This window comes from Kitasatospora acidiphila, from assembly GCF_006636205.1.
Taxonomy (GTDB): Bacteria; Actinomycetota; Actinomycetes; order Streptomycetales; family Streptomycetaceae; genus Kitasatospora; species Kitasatospora acidiphila.
In genome coordinates this window covers 592,009-615,029 of sequence record NZ_VIGB01000003.1, presented here as the reverse complement: position 1 = coordinate 615,029, position 23,021 = coordinate 592,009, and the positions used below count along the sequence as shown (strand labels likewise).

Sequence of the window (23,021 nt, the reverse complement as noted above, 5' to 3'; positions counted from 1 at the left end):
CGCTGCCGGGCTCGGCGGCCGTGGTGACGCGGATCAGGGGGCCCGGCGCAGGTCCATCCGGGTCCCTCCGATGGCCGGCAACTGCTCCACCGGATCCGCACTCCCGGTGTCCAGGACCACCTCCCGGACCGGCAGCTCCGCCCTGCGCAGCACCACCTGCACCGGCTCCCGCAGCCCTTCCCACACGATCGCCGTGCGGTAGACGTCATGCCGGTCCACCACCTGCTGGAGCGCGGCGAGGAACGCGTCCAACCGCTCCCGCGCGTCGAAGCCGAGCACGAAGGGCACCGCGTACACATCGGCTCCGCCGCCGTGCGGATCGGCGGCGAGGTAGTGGTAGAAGAAGCCCTCCTGCAGCGGGGCGAGCGGGTACACGTCCGCGACGTTGGCCGCGCCGCCCGGTACCTGGGCCACCACCCGGTCGAGCTCGGCCGCGGTGAGCCCGGCCAGCGGCAGCATTTCGGGTGTGAGCTCCTCGGCGCCGTCGGGAACCAGGTTCGGCGGCGCCTCGACCTCGCTGGCTGCTGCGGCTGCCAGTCCCGCCGGAGTCGGAGTGCGGAACAGCGCCCGCACCGAGACCGGCACCCCCTGCGCCCGCAGGTGCTCCGCCAGCGCCACGGCCAGCAGCGAATGCCCGCCCAGTGCGAAGAAGTCGTCCTCCGCTCCGACGATGGGCAGCCCGAGGACCTCGGCGAAGGCCCGGCACATGATCTCCTCGCGGAGGGTGGCCGGGCCCCGGCCCCGTGCGGCGGTGTACTCGGGTGCGGGCAGCGCGTCGCGGTCGAGCTTGCCGTTGGCGGTGACCGGCAGCGCGTCGAGGACGACCACGGCCGACGGCACCAGGTGTTCCGGCAGGCTCAGCGCCGCGAACTCCCGCAGGCCCTCGGCGGTGATGCCGGGGTGGGCGGGGACCAGGTAGGCGACCAGCAGCCCGTCCCGCGCGACCACGGCGATCCGGTCGACCGCCGGGTGCGCGGCCAGCACCGCCTGCACCTCCCCGGGCTCGATCCGGACACCGCGGATCTTGACCTGGTCGTCCGTGCGGCCGAGGTAGACCAATCGCCCATCGGCCGTCCACTTCACCCGGTCACCGGTGCGGTACAGCCGGGCTCCCGCCTCGAACGGGCAGGCCACGAACCGCTCGGCCGTGAGCGCCGCCCGATCCGCGTACCCGCGCGCCAACTGCACGCCGGCCAGGTACAGTTCGCCCGCGACGCCCACCGGTACCGGGCTCAGCGAGCCGTCCAGCACGTACACCCGGGTGTTGGCCACCGGTCCGCCGATCGGCACCACCGCACCGTCGTCCGCGCGGCAGCGTGCGGCCGTCACGTCGACCGACGCCTCGGTCGGCCCGTAGAGGTTGAACAGCGGCACGCCGTCCAGCAGTTCGAGGAACCGGTCGCGCAAGGGCGCGGCCAGCGCCTCACCGCTGCAGAAGACCGCCCGCAGACCCGTGCAGCCGGCCGCGGCCGGCTCGCGCACGAACAGCTCCAGCACCGACGGCACGAAGTGGGCGACGGTCACGCCCTGTTCGCGCACCAAGGCCGCCAGGTACGCAGGATCCCGGTGCCCGCCCGGCCGGGCCAGTACCACCGCCGCCCCCTGGACCAGCGGCCAGAAGAACTCCCACACCGACACGTCGAACCCGAACGGCGTCTTCTGCAGCACCCGGTCCCCGGCACCGATGCCGGACAGCTCCTGCATCCACGCCAACCGGTTCACGATGCCCTCGTGCGGTACCACCACACCCTTGGGCCGCCCCGTCGAGCCGGAGGTGAAGATCACGTACGCCGGATGGGCCGGCAGCACCCGCACCTCGGGAGCCTCGGACGACTGCTCCGCGATCAGCGGATCGTCCACCGCCACCCGCGCCGCACCGGTGGGCAGCGCCCCGCCGCACGCATCCGTGGTCAGCACGCACACCGCACCCGCATCGGCGAGCGTCAGCGCGATCCGCTCGGCCGGATGCTCCGGATCCACCGGCAGGTACGCGCCACCCGCCTTGACCACGGCCAGCAGCGCCACCACCAGCTCCACCGACCGCTCCAGGCACACCCCCACCACCGACTCCGCACCCACACCGCACGCGATCAGGTGGCGCGCCAGCCGGTTCGCCCGGGCGTCCAGCTCCGCGTACGACACCCGCACCCCGTCGAACACCACGGCCACCGCATCCGGCGTCCGCGCCGCCTGCGCCGCGAACGACTCCGCCAGGGTCGTGTCCGGAACCACCGCGGCCGTGTCGTTCCACGCGGTCAGGATCTGCTGCCGCTCGGACCCGTCGAGTACCCGCACCGTGCTCAGCCGCTCCTGCGGCGCCGCGAGCAGCTGCTCCAGCACCCGCGCCAGCCCGGTGGCCAGGCGCTCGGCGGTCTCCGGTTCGAACAGGTCGGCCGAGGCGACCAGCGCACCGCGCAGGCCCGCCGGCGCACCGTCGGCGTCGAACTGCTCACCGAGGTTCAGATCCAGGTCGAACCTGGCCGTCGACCGGCTGACCGGCACCGCCTGTGCGTCGAGGCCGGCCAGCCGCAGGACGGCCCCGGCGTTGTCGTGCAGCGTCAGCATCACCTGGAACAGCGGATGACGGGCCATCGAGCGGTCCGGGGCGAGTTCCTCGACCAGCCGCTCGAACGGGACGTCCTGGTGGGCGAAGGCCGACAGGCTCGACTCGCGCACCCGGCGCAGCACCTCACGGAAGGTCGGATCCCCCGTCAGATCGGTGCGCAGCACCAGGGTGTTGACGAAACAGCCGACCAGTTCGTCGAGCGCCTCGTCGGTGCGACCGGCACTGGGTGATCCGATCGGTATGTCGCTGCCCGCGCCCCACCGCGACAGCAGCACCGCCAGCGCGCCCTGGAGCACCATGAACGTGGTCACGCCTTCGGAGCGGGTCAGCTCCACCAGGCGCGCGTGCACGTCGGCCGGGACGGCCACCGGTGCGGTGTGGCCGCGGTGGCCGGCCAGCGCGGGACGCACGTGGTCGGCGGGAAGCGCCAGCTCCTGCGGCACCCCGGCCAGCGCGGCGCGCCAGTAGGCCAACTGGTCGGCGAGGAGGTCGCTCGGCTCGCCGTCGTTCCCGAGCAGCTCGCGCTGCCACAGCGCGTAGTCCGCGTACTGCACGGGCAGCGGCTCCCAGCCGGGTGCCCGGCCCGCCGTCCGTGCGGCATAGGCGCGGGAGACGTCCCGGGTCAGCGGTGCCGTCGACCAGCCGTCGGTGGCGATGTGGTGGACGACGAGCAGCAGGACGTGGTCGGCCGGGCCCAGCCCGAACAGGCAGGCTCGCAGCGGGATCTCGGCTGCGAGGTCGAAGCCCCGGCCGGCCTCCAGGGTGAGCGCGGCGGGCAGCTCCTCCGCGCTCAGCTCGACCACCGGCAGCTCGAAGCCGGTCTCGTCGAGCGGCAGCACCCACTGGTACGGCTCGCCACCGGACAGCCGCAGCACCGTGCGCAGCACCTCGTGACGGCCGATCACATCCCGCAGCGCCGCGGCCAGCGCCGCACGGTCCAGCGTGCCGGTCAGCCGTACCGCCATCGGCACGTTGTACGTGGCGCTGGGCCCTTCGAGCCGGCCGATGAACCAGAGCCGGCGCTGCGCGAAGGAGAGCGGCGGCCGCTCGGGCCGCGCCACCGGTGTCAGTGCGGTACGGCCCCGGGCGGCCCCGGTGAGGTGGGCGGCGATGGCGGCAGGGGTGGGCCGCTCGAAGAGCACCCGGATCGGGAGCTCGACGCCGAGCACCGCACGCACCCTGCTGACCAGTCGGGTGGCCAGCAGTGACTGGCCGCCGAGGGCGAAGAAGTCGTCGTCGGCACCGACCGCCGCCAGCCCGAGGACCTGGGCGAAGGCCTGGCAGAGCAGTTCCTCCTGTGTGGTGAGCGGCGCCCGCCCGCCTGCCGGGGCGGCCGGCACCGGGGCGGGTAGCGCCGCCCGGTCCAGCTTGCCGTTCCTGGTGACCGGCAGCGTGTCGAGGACCACGACGGTGGAGGGCCTCATGTGCTCCGGCAGCCGCGCGGCGGCATGGTCGCGCACCGCGTCCGCCAGCCCCTCGCCGGCCCCGCCCGACGGAACCACGTAGGCGACCAGGCGCCGGTCACCGGGCACGTCCTCGCGGGCGATCACCGCGGCCTGCGCCACCGACCGGTGGCCGGCGATCACGGCCTGGACCTCGCCGGGCTCGATCCGGTAGCCACCCACCTTGACCTGTTCGTCCACCCGGCCGAGGTACTCCAGCAGGCCGTCCGCCGTCCAGCGCGCCAGGTCGCCCGAGCGGTACATCCTCCCCGCCCGCGCGCCACCGGGCAGGAGCCCGTCGCCGGCCCCGAACGGGTTCGCCACGAAGCGTTCCGCCGTCAGGTCCGGTCGGCCCAGGTAGCCGCGCGCCAACTGGGCGCCGGCGATGTAGACCTCCCCGGGCACGCCGATCGGAGCCGGCTGCAGGTGCTCGTCCAGCACGAACAGCCGGGTGTTGGCGATCGGACGGCCGATCGGCACCACGTCGCCGATCGCCTGACCCGCCGTCAGTTCATGGACGCAGCAGCCGACCACGGTCTCGGTCGGGCCGTACTCGTTCACCAGCACCGAGCCCGGTGCCCGCTCGAGCCAGGCGCGGACGTCCGCGCCGTGCAGGGCCTCGCCGCCCACGATCAGGCGGCGGGTCGACCGGGCCGCCGCCTCGTCCGGCAACAGCTCGGCGAGCAGCGGGAGATGACCGGGCACCACCTTCACCAAGCCGAACTCCGGCTCGCCGGCCATCAGGTCGGCCAGCCCCTCGGCGCCGCCGGCCTCGCTGACCACGACCGTCGAGCCGGTCACCAGCGGCACGAGCAGGCTGGTCACGGTGAGGTCGAAGGCCGGTGAGGAGTGCAGCGGGGCGCCGCCACCGGCCGCCATGCCGTAGGCGTCCGCCGCCCACAGCACGTAGTTCGCCAGCCCGCCGTGCGTGACCGCCACACCCTTGGGCCGGCCCGTGGACCCGGAGGTGTACATCACGTACGCCAACCGCTCGGCCGTCAGGCCGCCTTCCGGTGCCTCGGCGGACCGGTTCGCCAACTGGGCGGCCACCAGCGGCTCGTCCAGCGCGATGGTGCGCAGCAGTCCGGCCGGCAGCTCGTCCAGGCTGTCCAGGGTGCCGATCAGCGCCCCGGCCCTGCTGTCCCGCAGCATGAACGCCAGCCGATCGGCCGGGTACTGCGGATCCAGCGGGAGATAGGCCGCACCTGCCTGCCACACCCCCAGGATCACGGTCAGCAGCTCCACGCCGGCCGGAAGGCACAGGCCCACCACGGACTCGGGGCCCACGCCCTGCGCCCTCAGGTAGTGGGCCAGCTGGTTCGCCCGAGCCGCCAACTCGCCGAAGGTCGCCGTCCGTTCCCCGGACCTGACCGCGACGGCGTCCGGCGTCCGCGCCGCCTGTGCGGCGAACACCTCGGGCACCAGACCCGCGGGCAGCTCGGCCGCGGTGTCGTTCCACCGTGCCAGCACCTGGTCCCGCTGCTCGCGGTCCAGTGTCGGCACCGCCGCCAGGCGCGTCTGCGGCGCCGACTCCAGCGCTGTCACCAGGTGGCCGAGCGCCGTCTGCAGCAGCGCCCCGACCCGTACCGGCTCGGCCGCAGCCGTGGCCTCGATGGTGAGCCGGAACTCCGCGCCGTCGTCGTCGACGGTGACGTTGAGCGGGTAGTCGGACCGCTCCCGGGAGTACCGCACCTCGATTCCCTCGAGGCCGCCGGCTGCCCGCGTGGCCGCCTGCTGGTGGCGGTAGTTGAAGATCGCGGCGAACAGCGGACTGCCGGCGGGCAGAGCGCTGGCCTGGCGGGCGAGCGCGAGCGGGGCGTGTTCGTGCACCAGCAGCTCGGCCAGCCGGTCCCGGGTGGCGGCCAGCGCCTCGGTCACGGTGAGCGCACCGATCCGCATCCGCATCGGCAGGGTGTTGAGGAAGAGCCCGGGCACCCGGTCCGACCCCGCACCGGCGTTCATCCGGCCGAACAGCACCGTGCCGAAGACCACGTCGTCCTGGCCGCTGACCGCGGCCAGCACCCGGATCCACGCCAGGTGGAAGACAGTGGCCGCACTCACTCCCAGCCGGCGCGCCAGCTCCCTGGTCCGTGCCGCGAGCGCGCTGTCGAGGGTGAGTCGGGCCCGTTCGCCGGCGTCCCCGCCGGGAACGTCCACGGCGCCGAACGGCGCGGTGGTCTGGGTCAGGTCGCCGAGCAACTCGCGGAAGTAGCGCGCGTGCTCAGCCTGCGGCACCCCGCCACGTGCCTGGGCCACGAAGGTTCGGAACGGCAGTGGTCGCGGCAGCCGGTCGCCCCGGCCGGCCATCAGCGCGGCCACCTCCGTGATCATCACCTCCATCGACGTGTGGTCCTGGATCAGGTGGTGGAACCGCAGCATCGCCAACCATCGGTCGCTGCCCGGTTCGGCGGCGATGTGCAGGTCCATCAGCGGCGCCCGGCGCAGATCCAGCCACGAAGGCGTGACCGCCAGCAGCTGGTCCACCGGGTCCGGGCCCTCGGGGGCCAGGACCACCGGCACGATCGGAAGCCGGGCATGACGCAGTACGACCTGCGCCGGCTCGCGCAGCCCCTCCCAGACGATCGCGGTGCGGTAGATGTCGTGCCGGTCCACGACCTGCTGGAGCGCCGCCAGGAAGCCGTCGAGCCGCTTCCTGGTGTCGAACGCCAGAACGGTCGGCGCCACGTAGACGTCGGAGTCCGCACCGTCCTGCCGTGCCATCAGATGGTGGAAGAAGAATCCCTCCTGCAGTGGCGCCAGCGGGTACACGTCCGCGATGTTGGCCGCACCGCCGTCGACCTGCGCCACCAGAGCGGCGAGTTCGGACTCGTCCAGCTCGATCAGCGGCAGCATCGCGGGGGTGAGTTCGGTGGCATCCGCCGGGATCAGGTTCGGTTCCACGACCACCTGCTCGGCGGCCGCCGAGCAGGCCAGCCCGGCCGGGGTCGGGGTCTGGAACAGCGCCCCCACCGAAACCGACACGCCCCGCACCCGCAGAGCCTCCACCAACGACACCACCAGCAGCGAGTGACCACCCAGCTCGAAGAAGTCGTCGTCGACCCCCACCCGCTCCAGGCCCAGCACCTCGGCGAACGCCGCGCAGAGGATCTCCTCCCGCACGGTCTCCGGCCCCCGACCGGCGGCCGCCCCGGCCTGGTCCGGAGCCGGCAGCGCCGCTCGGTCCAGCTTGCCGTTGGGGGTCAGCGGAAGCGTGTCGAGTGCCACGAAGGCCGCGGGTACCAGGTACTCGGGCAGCCGCCTGGCCGTGAACTCCCGCAGGTCCTCGGGAACCGAGCCGGGGGTGGTGGGCACCAGGTAGGCGACGAGCGCCCCCTCCCGGGCCACCACGGCGGTCCTGGCCACCCCGGGATGGCCGGCCAGCACGGCCTGGACCTCGCCCGGCTCGACCCGGAAGCCGCGGATCTTCAGCTGCTCGTCCGCCCGGCCGGTGAACACCAGCCGGCCGTCCGCCGTCCACTTCACCCGGTCTCCGGTGCGGTACATGCGCCCTCCTTGCCCGCCGCCGGGCTGGGGGTACCTCCCGGCCGTCAGGCTGGGGGCGAGGGGCCCATGCCCTTCGGGGCCGAACGGGCAGGCGACGAACCGCTCCGCCGTCGAATCCGGGCGGCCCAGGTAGCCGCGGGCCAGGCCGGGGCCCGCCACGTAGAGGTCACCTGCGACTCCCGGCGGCAGCACGCCGAGCTGCTCGTCCAGCACGTACACCCGGGCGTTGGCGATCGGGCCGCCGATGGTCGGCAGGTCTCCGGGCGCCAGCGGAGCCGACATCGTCGCGCAGACCGTGGTCTCCGTCGGCCCGTAGGCGTTGACGAACCTCCGGCCGGCAGCCCACCTGTCGACCAGGTCGGCGCCCAGCGCCTCACCGGCCGACACCAGCGTGCGCACCGACGGCAGGCTCGCCGGGTCCAGGACCGCCAGAACGGCCGGCGGCAGCGTCAGGTGCGTCACCCCGTGCCGTGCCACCAACTCCACCAGACCGGCCCCCGGCACCAGCTCCGCCGCGTCGGCCAGCACCAGGGCGGCACCGCTGGACAGCGCCACCAGCAGGTCCGACACCGCGGCATCGAAACTGACGGACGCGAACTGCAGCAGCCGGCTCCCACCGTCCACCGCGAAGCGCTCCGCCTGGGCGGCCGCCAGCGAGGCCACGCCCGTGTGGGTGACCGCCACGCCCTTCGGCCGACCCGTCGACCCCGAGGTGTAGATCACGTAGGCCAGCCCGCTCGGCGACCCGGCTGCTCCCGGCGACCCGGCTGCTCCCGGCTCCTGAGGCGCCCGCGGCGGCCACGGCCCGTCCAGGGTGGCCAGGGGGTGCCCGCCGCGGACAGCGTGCCCAGGAGCTCCGGGGTCGTCAGCGTCAGCACCGGATCAGCGTCGCGCAGCATGAACTCCAGCCGCTCGGCCGGGTATCCGGGGTCCAGCGGCAGATACGCCGCCCCCGCCTTCCAGACCGCCAGGATCGCGGCCAGCTGGTCGGCGCCGCGCGGCAGGCAGATGCCCACCAGCGATTCGGCGGCCACTGCGTGCGCCGTCAGCCGGCGCGCCAACCGGTCCGCCCGCTCGTCGAGTTCGGCATAGGTCAGGGACAGGCCGTCCGCCAGGACGGCGAGCGCGTGCGGAGTCCGTGCGACCTGCGCCTCGAACAGCGCGGAGGCCGACAGCGGGGGCGCCGCGAGCGCCGTGCTGTTCCACAGCTCCAGCACCTGGTGGCGCTCGGTGGCCCCGAGCACGTCCACCGAGGCCAGCCGGGCCTGCGGATCGCCGACCATCGCCTGCAGTACCCGGATCAACCGGTCCGCCAGCCGCTGGACCGTCGCCGCCTCGAACAGGTCGGCCGCCGCGGTGGCCACACCGGTGATCCCCGCCGGAGCGCCCTCGGGGTCGAACGCCTCCCGCAGGCTGAGTTCGAGATCCTCCTTGGCCCCGGGCGCCCGCACGCCGAACGGCTCGACCAGGAGGCCGGCCAGCTCCGGCAGCGCGCCGCCGTCCGACTGGGCCGCCGCGGTGTTCTGCAGGGTCAGCGCCACCTGGTACAGCGGGTTGCGGCCCAGCGAACGGGCCGGGGCGAGCTCCTCGACCAGGTGCTCGAACGGTAGCTCCTGGTGGGCGAGGGCGCCCAGGCTCCGCTCCCGGACCCGGTGCAGCACCTCAGCCAGGGTGGGGTTGCCGGACAGGTCGGTTCGGATCACCAAGGTGTTGACGAAGGAACCGACCAGCTCCGCCAGCGCCTCGTCGGTGCGCCCGGCGACGGCCGTCCCGATCGGGATGTCGGTGCCGGCGCCGGACCGGTTGAGGGTCACGGCCAGGGCCGCCTGCAGCACCATGAACAGGGTCACGCCGTGCACGCGCGCGAGGTCCAGCAGGCCGCGGTGCAGGTCCGCCGGGGTGGACAGCTCCACCGCGAGGGCACGGCGGCTAGCGACCGCCGGGCGCGGACGGTCGGCCGGCAGCTCCAGCTCCTCCGGAGCGCCGGCCAGGTCCGTGCGCCAGTAAGCGAGTTGACGGGTGCCGAGGCTGTCCGGATCCGCCGAGTCGCCCAGCACCGCACGCTGCCACAGCGCGTAGTCCGCGTACTGCACCGGCAGCGGCGCCCAGTCCGGCTGCCGGCCCGTGAGCCGTGCTGCGTAGGCGGCCGAGAGGTCGCGCGCCAGCGGTCCGGCCGACCAGCCGTCGGTGGCGATGTGGTGGGCCACCAGGAGCAGCACGTGCTCGGTCGCACTCACCGCGAACAGACTCGCCCGCAGCGGGAGTTCGCCCGCGAGGTCGAAGGCGTGCCCGGCCTCGGCCACGACCGCGGCGGCCAGCCGGTCCGGAGTCGTCGGCAGCACCGCGAGCTCGAAGCCGCTCCGCTCGACCGGGAGCACCCGCTGACCCGGCTGCCCGTCGACCGTCTCGACGACCGTGCGCAGCACCTCGTGGCGGCCGAGCAGATCGCGCAGCGCGGCCGCGAGGGCCTCGCGGTCCAGCTCACCGGTCAGACGCAGGGCCATCGGCACGTTGTAGGCCGGGCTCGGTCCCTCCAGCTCACCGAGGAACCACAGCCTGCGCTGGGCGAAGGAGAGCGGCAGGTGCCGCGGCCGCGGCACAGCCGCCGTCAGGGGCACGGCGGGTTGCCCGGCTCCGGCGAGCCGGCCCGCCAGCGCGGCCGGCGTCGGCGCCTCGAACACCATGCGGACCGGCAGCTCCACTCCGAGCGCCGCCCGCACCCGGCTCAGCAGGCGCATGGCCAGCAACGAGTGCCCGCCCAGCTCGAAGAAGTCGTCTTCGGCGCCGACCCGTTCGAGGCCGAGCACGTCGGCGAAGGCCTGGCAGACCAGCACCTCCTGGGCAGTGGCCGGTGCCCGGCCGGCGCCGGTCCCGAACTGCGGCTCCGGCAGCGCCGTGCGGTCCAGCTTTCCGTTGGCCGTCAGCGGCAGCGCGTCCAGGACCATCAGCGCCGAGGGCACCATGTAGTCCGGCAGCGCCTGGCCCAGCCGGCTGCGCAACTCGGCCGGGTCGAGGGCGGCGCCGCTGCGGGGCACCACGTATCCGGCCAACCGGCCTTCACCAACGGAGTTCTGACGGACCGCCACAGCCGCCCGCAGCACCAGCGGGTGGCTCTCCAGCGCGGCCTCGACCTCGCCGAGCTCGATCCGGTACCCGCGCACCTTCACCTGCTCGTCGATGCGGCCGAGGCACTCCAGGGTCCCGTCGCGGCGCCAGCGGGCCAGGTCACCGGTGCGGTACATCCGGGCCCCGTCCTCGAACGGGCAGGCCGTGAACCGCTCGGCGGTCAGTGCGCTGCGACCCAGGTAGCCGCGCGCCAGCTGCCCGCCCACCAGGTACAACTCCCCGGCCACACCCGGGGCGACCGGGCGCAGCGCCGCATCCAGCACATAGGCACGGGTGTTGGCGAACGGCCGGCCGATCGTCACCGGGCCCGCGCCGAGCTCGGCCGAGGCAGCCCAGATCGCGGTCTCGGTCGGACCGTACAGGTTCACCGCCCGTTCACCCGACTCGCGGATCCGCGCCGCCAGTTCCTCGGGCAACGCCTCGCCGCCGACCAGCATCCGCAGGCCGCGCGCCCAGTCGGCCGGCTCGGCCAGCAGCTCCCGCCACAGCGAAGGCACGGCCTGGAGCACCGTCGTACCGCTGCGCCGCACCAACTGCCGCAGCGCCCACGGGTCGCGCACCGTGTCCCGATCGGCGAGCACCACGGACGCGCCGTGCACCAACGGCAGGAACAGCTCCAGGGCCGCGATGTCGAAGGAGACCGTCGTCACCGCCAGCAGGCGGTCCTCCGGTGCCAGCGGCACCCGCTCGGCCACCGCCCGCAGGTGCTGCACCAGCGCCCCGTGCGGGACGACGACTCCCTTGGGGCGCCCGGTCGAACCCGAGGTGTGGATGACGTAGGCCGGGTGCTCGGGCCGCAGCGCCGCGCGGGACGGCGGTGCGCCGGTCCCGGCTCCGACAGCCGCCGGCTCAGCCGACTCCGCCGGGTCCAGCACCGGCACACCGGCCGGCACGGGCACCGCCGACCCGGCCGCCGAGGACGTCAGCACGCACACCGGCGCCGCGTCCTGGAGCATGAACGCGATCCGCTGCGCCGGGTACTCCGGGTCCACCGGAAGATACGCGCCGCCCGCCTTCACGACCGCCAGCAGGGCCACCACCAGGTCGACGCCGCGCTCCAGCAGCACCGCGACCACCGACTCGGGGCCGACTCCCCGGTCCGCCAGCAGCACCGCCAACCGGCTCGCCCTGGCGTCCAGTTCCGCGTACGACAGCTGCACACCGCCGCAGACCAGGGCGGTCGCGTCCGGCGTGCGCGCCACCTGGGCCTCGAACAGCTCGGCCAGGGTGGCGTCCGGCAGCTCGGCCGCCGTCCCGCTCCACTCCCGGAGGATCCGCCAGCGCTCCGGCGCGTCCAGCACCTCCACCGCGCCCACCCGCGTGCCGGGCTCGGCGCAGACCTGTTCCAGCACCCGCCGCAGCCGCGCGACCAGCAGTTCGGCCGACTCCGCGTCGAACAGGTCCGCCGCCGCGACCAGCGTCCCGGTCAGGCCCGCGGGCACCCCCTGGGCGTCGAACATCTCCCGCAGCGACAGCTCCAGGTCGACCTTGGCCGCCGGTGCCACCGTCGGGATCCGCGCGGCCCGCACGCCCGACAGCTCCAGGCCGTCCGGCGCCACGGTGTTCTGCAGGGTCAGCATCACCTGGAACAGCGGATGCCGCGCCATGGAGCGGGCCGGCGCGAGCTCCTCCACCAGCCGCTCGAACGGCACGTCCTGGTGGGCCAGGGCGCCGAGGCTGCGCTCGCGGACCCGGTCGAGCAGCTGCTCGAAGGTCGGGTCCCCGGACAGGTCGGTGCGGATGACCAGGGTGTTGACGAAGAAGCCGATCAGCTCGTCCAGCGCCTCGTCGGTGCGTCCGGCCACCGCCGAACCGATCGGGATGTCCTCCCCGGCGCCGAGCGCACGGAGCAGCACCGCCAGGCCCGCCTGCAGGACCATGAAGAGGGTGACGCCCCGTTCCCGGGCCAGCCCGGCCAGCCGCGCGTGCAGCTCGGTGGGCAGCTCCAGCGCCACCGTGTGCCCGCGGTGCGAGGCCAGCCGCGGCCGCGGCCGGTCGGCCGGCAGCGCGAGCTCGGCCGGCGCGCCCGCCAACTCCTCGCGCCAGTAGTCCAGCTGGCGCGCCAGGAGGCTGCTCGGGTCGTCCTCCTCGCCCAGCACCGCACGCTGCCACAGCGCGTAGTCCGCGTACTGCACCGGCAGTTCGGCCCAGCGCGGCTCATGCCCCTGCGCCCGGGCGGCGTAGGCGGCCGTGAGGTCGCGGGTCAGCGGGCCGGCCGACCAGCCGTCGGCGGCGATGTGGTGCACCGTCAGCACCAGGACGTGGTCGACCGCGCTCAGCGCGAGCAGCGTCGCCCGCAGCGGCAGGCGGTCGCCGGGCTCGAACGGACGGCCCGCCGAGTCGGCGATCGCGGCCGTCAGCTCTGCCTGGGTCACCGTCAGCACCGGGAGTTCGAGGCGGGCCTCCTCGATGGGAAGGACCCGCTGGTAGGGCTCGCCGTCCAGGGATTCGAAGACCGTGCGCAGCACCTCGTGCCGGCCGACCACGTCGCGCAGGGCGGCCGCGAGGGCCTCGCGGTCCAGCTCCCCGGTCAGCCGCAGGACCAGCGGAATGGTGTAGGTGGTGCTCGCGCCTTCGAGCTGCCCGATGAACCAGAGCCGGCGCTGTGCGAAGGACAGCGGCAGGTGCTCGGGGCGAGCCATCGGCACCAGGGCGGCCCGGCCTGCGGCGGCCCCGTCCAGCCGGGCGGCCAGCGCGGCCGGAGTCGGCGTGTCGAACAACTGGCGGACCGGCAGCTCCACGCCGAGCACCGCCCGCACCCGGCTGACCAGTCGCATCGCCATCAGCGAGTGACCGCCCATCGCGAAGAAGTCGTCGTCGACGCCGACCCGGTCAAGGCCGAGGACGTCGGCGAACGCCTGGCACATCAGCACCTCATGGGTGGTGGCCGGGGCCCGGCCCGCGCCGGTGGCGGCCTGCTCCGGGGCGGGCAGCGCCCGGCGGTCCAGCTTTCCGTTCACCGTCAGCGGCAGCGCGTCCAGCACCACCACCGCCGACGGCACCAGATGCGCCGGCAGCCGCTCGGCCGCGACCTCGCGGACCAACTGCGCGAGCCCGTCGGCCGCACCCTCGGCCGGCACCGCGTAGGCGACCAGGCGCGGGTCACCGGGCACGTCCTCCCGCGCGACCACCGCGACCTGGGCGAGGCGCGGATGCCCGGTCAGCGCCGCGGCCACCTCGTCGGGCTCGATCCGGAAACCGCGGATCTTCACCTGGTCGTCCGCGCGCCCGGCGAACACCAGTCGGCCGTCGGCCGTCCACCGCGCCCGGTCACCCGTGCGGTACATGAGCTGTCCGCTCTCGAACGGGCACGCCACGAACCGCTCCGCCGTCAGCCCGGCACGCCCCAGGTAGCCGCGCGCCAACTGGCCGCCGGCGACGTACAGTTCACCGACGGCCCCGACCGGCACCGGGGCCAGTGCCTCGTCCAGCAGGTAGCTGCGCAGGCCCGGAACGGCCCGCCCGATCACACTGCCCACCGCGTCGTCACCGGCGACCAGTTCGTGGAACGTCACATGGACCGTCGTCTCGGTGATGCCGTACATGTTCACCAGGCGGGGCCCGCCGGCCGGGTGCCGCGCCCACCACGGCACCAACCGCGCGGGATCGAGCGCCTCGCCGCCGAACACCACCGTGCGCAACGACCCCAGCGCCTCCGGGCGGTCGTCCGCCACCGCCATCAACTGCTGGAACGCCGACGGGGTCTGGCTCAGCACGGTGACCCGCTCGCGCTCCAGCAGCTCCAGGAACTCGCGGGGCGAGCGCGACACCTCGTAGGAGACCGCAGCGACCCGGCCGCCGTGCAGCAGCGCTCCCCACAGCTCCCAGACCGAGAAGTCGAACGCGAAGGAGTGGAACCAGCTCCACACCTCGTCGGTGCCGAACTCGAAGAGCCCGCGAGTCTGCGCGAACAGGTCGGTGACGTTGCGGTGGGTCACCACAACGCCCTTCGGCCGCCCCGTGGAGCCCGACGTGTAGATCACGTACGCCGCGTGGTCCGGCAGCAGCTCGACGTCCGGCGCGGTGCCCCCGGCGGCCGCCGACTCCGCCACCACGGCGGGATCGTCCAGTACCACCAGCGGCACTCCGGAGCCCGCCAGGCGGTCCCGCAGCACCGCCTCGGTCAGCACCCAGCTCGCGCCCGCGTCCGCGAGGGTGAACTCGATCCGCTCGTCGGGATAGGCCGGATCCACCGGCACGTACGCCCCGCCCGCCTTCAACACGGCCAGCAGTGCCACGATCAGGTCGACACCGCGCTCCATCACCACCGCGACCCGTGTCTCGGCACCCACACCGCGGTCGGCCAGCAGCCGCGCCAGTCGGTTCGCCCGCTCGTCCAACTCCCGGTAGGACACGGACGCACCGTCGGCGACGACCGCCACCGACTCCGGCGCCGCCGCCACCCGAGCCGCGAACAGCGCGGGAACGGTCACCGGCTCGGTCGGGACGGCCGGAGTGTTCCACTGCGTCAGCATCCGGTCGAGCTCGGCTCGGTCGAGCACCTCGACGGCCGCCAACCGGGTCTGCGGGGCCTGCTCCGCGGCCGCCACCAGGTTGGCCAGACAGGTGTGCAGCAGGGCGCACACCCGGTCCGGGTCGGCCGGCTCGGCGGCCTCGACGCTGATGGTGAAGCCGTCAGGGTGGTCGTCTACGCTGGCGACCAGCGGATAGTTCGTCGCGCCCCGGTAGGACAGCACCCGCATGCCCGCGAGGCCTTCGGCGCCGCCGGATCCCGCCCGCGATCCGGTGCCCTGGTCGTGGCGGTAGTTGAACAGCGCGGTGAACAGCGGACTCCCGCTCGGCACACCGGAGGCGCCCTGCGCCACGGTCAGCGGCGCCTGCTCGTGGACCACCAGGTCGGCCAGTTGGCCGCGGAGCGCGAACAGCGCGTCCGTCACGCCGGCCTCCCCGGTGCGCACCCGCACCGGCAGGGTGTTGATGAACGGCCCCTGGACCCGGTCGGCCCCGCCGCCGGAGTTCATCCGGCCGAACAGCACCGTGCCGAACACCACGTCGCTGCGGCCCGACAGCGCGGCCACCACCCGGGCCCACGCCAGGTGCAGTACGGTGGCCGGGCTCACGCCCAGCCGGCGCGCCAACTCGCGGATCCGGCCTGCCAGCGCGCCGTCAACCTCCTGCCGCGCCCGGTGCGTCGCACTGCCGTCGCCGTGCACGTCCAACAGGCCGAAGGGGGCGGTGGGTTCGGACACATCGCCGAGCAGTTCGGTGAAGTGGCGCCGGTGCTCCTCGCGCGGTACGCCGAGGCGGGCCTGCGCGACGAAACCACGGAACGGCAGCGGGTCCGGCAGCGACGAGCCCCGCCCTGCGAGGATCATGCGCACCTCGCTCAGCAGCGCCCCCGTGGTGGTGTCGTCGCGCACCAGGTGGTGGATGCGCAGCAGCGCCGGCCACCGGCCGTCCCCGCCGGGACCCGTGGTGACGTGCGCGTCCATCAGTGGGGCACGCCGCAGGTCCAGCCAGCCGCCGGCGGCGGCGCGCAGCTGCTGTTCGGCGTCGGCACCGTGCGGGTCGAGCGCAATCCGCACCACGGGTAGCTCGACCTGCCGCTGAACCACCTGGACCGGCTCGCGCAGGCCGTCCCAGACGATCGCGGTGCGGTAGACGTCATGCCGGTCGATCACCTGGCGCAGCGCCGCGAGGAAGTCGTCGCGCAGCTCGCGGGTGTCGAAGGCGAGCGTGATCGCGCCTGCGTAGACGTCGGACTCGTCCCCGCGACCGGCCTGCAGCAGGTGATGGAAGAAGATGCCCTCCTGCAAGGGGGCCAGCGGATAGATGTCGGCGATGTTGGCCGCGCCGCCCTCGATCCGGGCGGTGATCCGCTCGATCTCGGCCGCGTCCAGCTCGACCAGCGGCAGCATCGCAGGGGTGATCTCGACCGCGTCCCGGGGAATCAGGTTCGCCGGCACCACCACCTGCTCCGTACCCGCCTCGGCCGCCAGGCCGGCCGGGGTCGGCGTCTGGAACAGGGCTTTGACCGACACCGCGATGCCGCGGGTGCGCAGCTTCTCCACCAAGGAGACCGCCAGCAGCGAGTGCCCGCCCAGGGCGAAGAAGTCGTCGTCCACGCCGACCGCCGACAGGCCCAGGAGTTCGGCGAACGCCTGGCAGAGCACCTCCTCGCGGACCGTCGCCGGCCCCCGGCCCGCGCCCGCCGCGCCCTCGAAATCCGGGGCGGGCAGGGCGCGGCGGTCGAGCTTCCCGCTGGTGGTCAGCGGCAGCGCGTCCAGCACGACCACCGCCGCCGGCACCATCTGCTCCGGCAGTCGCTGTGCCAGGAACGCCCGTGCTGTGACCGGGAGTTCGGCATCGTTCGAGCCATCGCCCACCACGTACGCGACCAGCTGCGGGGTCCCGGGGACGTCCTCACGCGCGACCACCGCCGCCTGCGCCACCCCGCGGTGCCCGGTCAGCGCCGCGGCCACCTCGTCGGGCTCGATCCGGAAACCGCGGATCTTCACCTGGTCGTCCGCGCGCCCGGCGAACACCAGTCGGCCGTCGGCCGTCCACCGCGCCCGGTCACCCGTGCGGTACATGCGCTGTCCGCTGTCGAACGGGCACGCCACGAACCGGTCCGCCGTCAGCCCGGCACGCCCGACGTACCCGCGGGCCAGACCCGCGCCCGCGACGTACAACTCGCCGACCACACCGGGCGCCACCGGACGCAGCATCCCGTCCAGCACGTAGCAGCGGGTGTTGTCGATCGGCTGCCCCACCGGCACCACCTCGCCGCCGGTCAGGCGGGTGGTCAGCACGCCGATCGTCGTCTCGGTCGGACCGTAGTGGTTGAACACCCCGCGGTCACCGGCCAGCGACACCAACTCCCGCACCAGAGCGGGCGGTGCGGCCTCACCGCCGAGGACCAGTGACCTGCCCGGCAGCACCCGCGCCAGACCGCCCGCCGCGCCGAGGGCCGCCAGGTGCGAGGGCACCACCTTCAGGTAGTCGATCCGCTGCTCGGCCAGGTAGCCGGCCACCAGGGCCGGATCGGTGACCGCGTCCTCCGCCAGGATGTGCAGCTCACCACCCGATACCAGACTGGCGAAGAGCATGGTGTTGCCCAGGTCGGTCGCCTGCGCCTGGAGCAGCGCATACCGCCCGCCCGGCTCGCCGCAGCCCACCCGCGCCGGTGCCGACGACACGTAGTTCGCCAGCGCCGCCCGGCTGACCGCCACGCCCTTCGGCCGACCCGTCGACCCCGAGGTGTAGATCACGTAGGCCAGGGCGGCCGGCGGCACGGACACGGCCGGAGCTTGTGCCGCAGCGCCGGCCAGCCACGACCGCACCGACGCCGAGTCCAGCGCCACCAGCGGTGCCAGGCCAGCCGGCAGGTCGTCCAGGATCTCCTCGGTCGTCAGCGTCAGCGCGGCACCGCTGTCCCGCAGCAGGAACGAGATCCGCTCCACCGGCTGCCCGGGATCGATCGGCAGGTATCCGGCGCCCGCCTTCCACACCGCCAGGATGCCGGTGACCATCTCCACGCCGCGCGGCAGCGCCAGCCCCACCAGGGAGTCCGCAGCCACGCCCCGCGCCGCCAGGTAGTGCGCCAACCGGTTCGCCCGCGCGTCGAGTTCGGCGAACGACACCGACTCGCCGCCGGCCACGACCGCCACGGCACCGGGAGTGCGCGCGACCTGCGCCTCGAACAGCTGATGGACCGTCGACTCCGCTGCGGGGGCACGGGTGGCGTTCCACTCCACCAGCACCCGCTGCCGGTCGGCGGGATCGAGCACGTCGACCTGGTCCACCGGTGTCAGCGGGGCCTCGGTCATCGCGACCAGCACCCGGCGCAGTGCTTCCGCGAACCGCGGCGCAGCCGGTGGATCGAACAGGTCCGCCGCCGCGGTGAGGACGCCGCGGATGCCTGCCGGCCTCCCCTGGGCATCGAAGGTCTCGCCGAGCATCACGTCCAGGTCGAACTTGGCCACCGTCCGTTCCAGCGCCACCGGTTCGGCCCGCAGCCCCGGCAGGTCGAGGCCGGTGCCGCCGGCCGCCTGGTCGGTGTTCTGCAGCGTCAGCACCACCTGGAACAGCGGATGACGGGCCACCGACCGGGTCGGCGCCAGCTCCTCCACCAGGCGGTCGAACGGTACCTCCTGGTGCGCCAGCGCGTTCAGCACCTGCTCGCGCACGTGGTCGAGGGTGTCGGCGAGGCCGGCCGCTCCGGACAGCCGGGTGCGGATCACCAGGGTGTTGACGAAGGCGCCGACCAGCTCGTTCAACGCCTCGTCGGTGCGCCCCGCGACCGCCGAGCCGATCGGGATGTCGTTGCCCGCACCGAGTCGGGAGAGTGCCACCGCCAGGCCGGCCTGCAGCACCATGAACAGGGTCACCCCGCGGTCCCGGGCCAGCTCCAGCAGCCGCTGGTGCAGCTCTGCGGGGAGCTCCACGGCCACCGGGTGACCGCGGTGCGTGGCCACCGCCGGGCGCGGCCGGTCGGCGGGGAGCGCCAGCTCCTCCGGTGCTCCGGCCAACTCGGTGCGCCAGTAGTCGATCTGACGTGCCAACAGACTCGCGTGGTCGTCCGCGTCACCGAGCAGCTCGCGCTGCCAAAGGGCGTAGTCCGCGTACTGCACCGGCAGCGGCTGCCAGGTCGGCGCCCGGCCCTGAAGCCGCGCCGCATAGGCCGTCGACAGATCGCGCGCCAGCGGAGCGCCCGACCAGCCGTCGGTGGCGATGTGATGGATCACCACGACCAGTACGTGATCGAGCGGGCCCACCGCCAACAGCCGTGCCCGCACCGGAACTTCGACTGCGGAGAGGTCGAAAGCGGACAACGCCGCACGCTCCACCGCGGCGGGCAGTTCCTGCGGCGCGACCTCCTCCACTGCCAGATCCCACACCAACTCCTCGACGCCCAGCACCCGTTGGAACGGCTCGCCGTCCGTCACCCCGAACACCGTACGCAGTGCCTCGTGCCGCTCGATGACGTCGCGCAGTGCGGCGGCAAGCGCCTTGCGGTCGATGTCGCCGGTCAGGCGCAGCACCATCGGGCTGTTGTAGGTGGCGCTCGGGCCTTCGAGCCGACTGATGAACCAGAGCCGGCGCTGGGCGAAGGAGAGCGGCAGGCGCTCGGGGCGCGGTCCGGCGACGAGGGTGGCGCGGGCCGCGTGCGAGTCGCAGATCAGGGCCGCGAGCGCGGCGACCGTGGGGGCCTCGAAGACGGTGGCGATCTCGACCTCGACGCCGAGCAGCGCTCGGATGCGGCTGACCAGGCGGGTGGCGAGCAGTGAGTGTCCGCCGAGCTCGAAGAAGTTGTCGTCGACTCCGACGGCGGGCACTGCGAGGGTGTCGGCGAAGGCGGCGCACAGGATTTCCTCCTGCGCGGTGGCGGGGGCGCGACGGCTGGTGGTGGTGGCGTGGTCGGGCGCGGGCAGGGCGCGGCGGTCGACCTTGCCGTTGACGGTCAGCGGCAGCGCGTCCAGGACCGTCACCGCGGACGGGACCATGTGTTCGGGCAGTCGGCCGGCAGCGAAGTCCCGGACGGCAGAGGACAGTTCGGTGCCGTCGGCAGGCTCGGTGCCGACGGCGGGGACCACGTAGGCGACCAGCCTGCGCTCGCCCGGGGCGTCCTCGCGGACCAACACGGTGGCCTGGTCGATTCGCGGGTGGGCGGTCAGGGTTGCCTCGACCTCGCCGGGTTCGATGCGGAAGCCTCGGATCTTGACCTGGTCGTCGGCGCGGCCGGCGAAGTCGAGCTGCCCGTCGAGGGTCCACCGGGCGCGGTCGCCGCTGCGGTACATGCGGGTGCCGTCGGCGGCGAACGGGTCGGCGACGAAGTGCTGGGCGGTCGGACCCGGTTGGCCGAGGTAGCCGCGGGCGACGCCGGCGCCGGCGATGTAGAGGTCGCCGAGGACGCCGGGTGCCACGGGTGCCAGGGAGCCGTCGAGGACGTAGACCCGGACGTTGGGGTTGGGGCGGCCGATGGACGGCCTTTCACCGGCGGCGAGCGGGCTGGTCATGGTGGCGCAGACGGTTGCCTCGGTGGGCCCGTAGGCGTTGATCAGGCGGCGCCCGTCGGCCCAGCGGGCCGCCAGGTCGGCGCCGAGTGCCTCGCCGGCCGAGATGAGGGTGGAGATTCCGGTCATGTCGGCGGGGTCGAGCACGGCCAGGACGGCGGGGGCAGGGTGGCGTGGGTGACGCCGTGGCGGGCGATCAGGTCGGTCAGCGCGGGGGAGGGCAGTAGGTCGCGCGCGGGGGCCACAACCAGGCTCGCTCCGGAGCAGAGCGCCATCAGCAGTTCCCAGGTGGCGGCGTCGAAGCCGACCGAGGCGAACTGCAGGACGCGGCTGTGCCGGTCCACAGCGCAGCGTTCCTGTTGCGCGACGGCCAGGTTGACGGCGCCGGCCTGGGTGAGCATGACGGCCTTGGGCGTGCCGGTGGAGCCCGAGGTGTAGATCACGTAGGCCAGGGCGGCCGGCGTGAGGGCGGTACCGGGTGCGGTGGCGGGTGCGGCCGCCAGCGCGGCGTGGACCGGGGCGGAGTCCACGGCCACGGTCAGCAGGCGCCCGGCGGGCAGTTCGTCGAGGATGTCCTGCTCGCTCAGCAGGGCCACCGCCCGGCTGTCGGTGAGCAGGTGGCGGATGCGTTCGGCGGGGTACTGCGGGTCGATCGGCAGGTAGGCGGCTCCGGCCTTCCACACCGCGAGCAGCGACACCACCAGGTCGGTTCCGCGGTGCTGGCACACGGCGACGACCGTCTCCGGCCCGACGCCCCGGGCGGCGAGGTGGTGGGCGAGCCGGTTGGCCCGTTCGTCGAGTTGGGCGTAGCTGAGGTGGACGCCCTCGCCGGTGACGGCCACGGCGTCGGGGCGGGCCGCGACCTGGGCGGTGAACAGGTCCACGGCGGTTGCGGGCGGCAGGTCGCGGGCGGTGTCGTTCCATTCGACCAGGACACGGCGCTGCTCGTCCCGGTCCAGCAGACCGGCCCGGCCGACCGGCTCGCTGGGTTCGGCGGTGACCAGCCAGGCCAGCACGCGGCGCAGCTGCCGGGAGACGTCCCGGGCCGGGAGCTGGTCGGGCAGGGCGGGGTTCACGTCGACGTCGAGCTGGACGCCGAAGTCACCACCGCGGGCGTAGAGGTTGACGCGGGTGTGGTCGATCGGCCCGGTGGACACGTTGCGCACCGCCGTGACGCGGCAACTGCCGAACTTCTCCGGGTAGTCGAAGGCCATCGCGTTGACGTAGAGGCCGCACAGCGGGTCGCCGTCGGTCAGGCGCAGGTCGCGCAGGATGTCCTCGTAGCGGTAGCGCTGGTGGCGCAGGCCCTCGCGGACGGCGTCGGAGATCTGGCGGACCAGGTCGGCCAGCGGGGTGTTCGGCTCGATCCGCACCCGGAGCGGCAGGTTGTTGGAGGTCATGCCGGGGACGGCGAGTTCGCGCCGTCCGGTCCGACCGGCGACGGGCAGGCCGATGACGATGTCGCGCTGTCCGGTGAGGCGGTGCCGGTGGACGGCGGCGGCGCAGGCCATCAGGCCGGTGAGGCTGGTGCGCAGGCGGCGGGCGGCGGTCCTGAGTTCGGCGAGCTCGTCGGTGGTGAGGGCGGCGATGTGGCGTTCGAGCCGTTCCGGGAGCCGCCGGCCGCGGGACGGGCGCGCGGCGCCGTCGGTGCCCGCTTCGACGACCTGCGGGAGGTCGGCGAGGACGCCCTGCCAGTAGGCGCGGTCGCGGTCGAGGTCGTCCGACACCCGGTAGGCACGGTCGGCGTCGAGCAGCAGGGCGAGTGGTTCCAGCGCGCCGTCGGCGGGGTCCTGGCCGTGCAGCAGTGCGTCGTGGATCCGGGCCGCCCGGGTGCTGAGGACGCTGCCGGCCATGCCGTCGATGAGCAGGTGGTGGTAACCCTGGTACCACAGGTGCAGGTCCGGGCCGAGGGTGAGCAGGGCGAACCCGAACAGCGGGCCGCCGCTGAGGTCGGCCGGCCGGGTGACGGTCTCGCGCATCCAGCTCTCGGCGGCCGCTCGCGGGTCGGGTTCGCTGCTGAAGTCGACGAGCTGGACCAGGTCTTCGGGGACGTCGCCGACGTACTGCCGGGGCGTCCCGGCGGCATCGGTGCGGAACCGCAGGCGTACGGTCTCGGCTTCGGCGACCAGCCTGTGGAGCGTTTCGGTGAACAGGCCGACGTCGAGGTCGCCGCGGATCTCCAGGTACTCGCCGAGGTTGTAGACCGGATTCTCCGGCGCGAGCTGCTGTGCCTGCCAGATCTCGAGCTGACCGGCCATCAGTTCCTTGAGCTCGCCGTCGAACACAGCCATTTCCGCGCACCCCTCAACGTCTCGACTTGCCGGACATGCCAGAATCGCCACCGGGAAAGGAGCAGGCGTCAGCGGCCGTTCAGGCATGCCGGTGTAGGCCGGCACTCCAAGGAGT

Annotated in this window: 3 protein-coding genes; all 3 read right to left on the bottom strand. The window is 74.0% G+C overall.

Annotation, left to right across the window (positions count from 1 at the left end; all coding sequences use genetic code 11):
- Positions 1 to 33 precede the first annotated feature (33 nt).
- The 3 genes from E6W39_RS42630 to E6W39_RS42620 are packed head-to-tail and all read right to left on the bottom strand — an operon-like array spanning position 34 to position 22,906.
- Positions 34 to 8,235 (bottom strand): non-ribosomal peptide synthetase, encoded by an 8,202-nt coding sequence (locus E6W39_RS42630; protein WP_141632247.1) that lies wholly within the window; start codon positions 8,233 to 8,235, stop codon positions 34 to 36.
- Positions 8,232 to 20,744, bottom strand: coding sequence for a non-ribosomal peptide synthetase (locus tag E6W39_RS42625; protein WP_141632246.1), 12,513 nt, complete (start codon positions 20,742 to 20,744; stop codon positions 8,232 to 8,234). Before E6W39_RS42625 ends, E6W39_RS42630 begins: the two co-directional genes overlap by 4 nt.
- Complete coding sequence (locus E6W39_RS42620; protein ID WP_181799076.1) at positions 20,741 to 22,906, bottom strand: AMP-binding protein; 2,166 nt, start codon at positions 22,904 to 22,906, stop codon at positions 20,741 to 20,743. The genes E6W39_RS42625 and E6W39_RS42620 overlap by 4 nt, the downstream gene beginning before the upstream one ends.
- Positions 22,907 to 23,021: the final 115 nt, after the last annotated feature.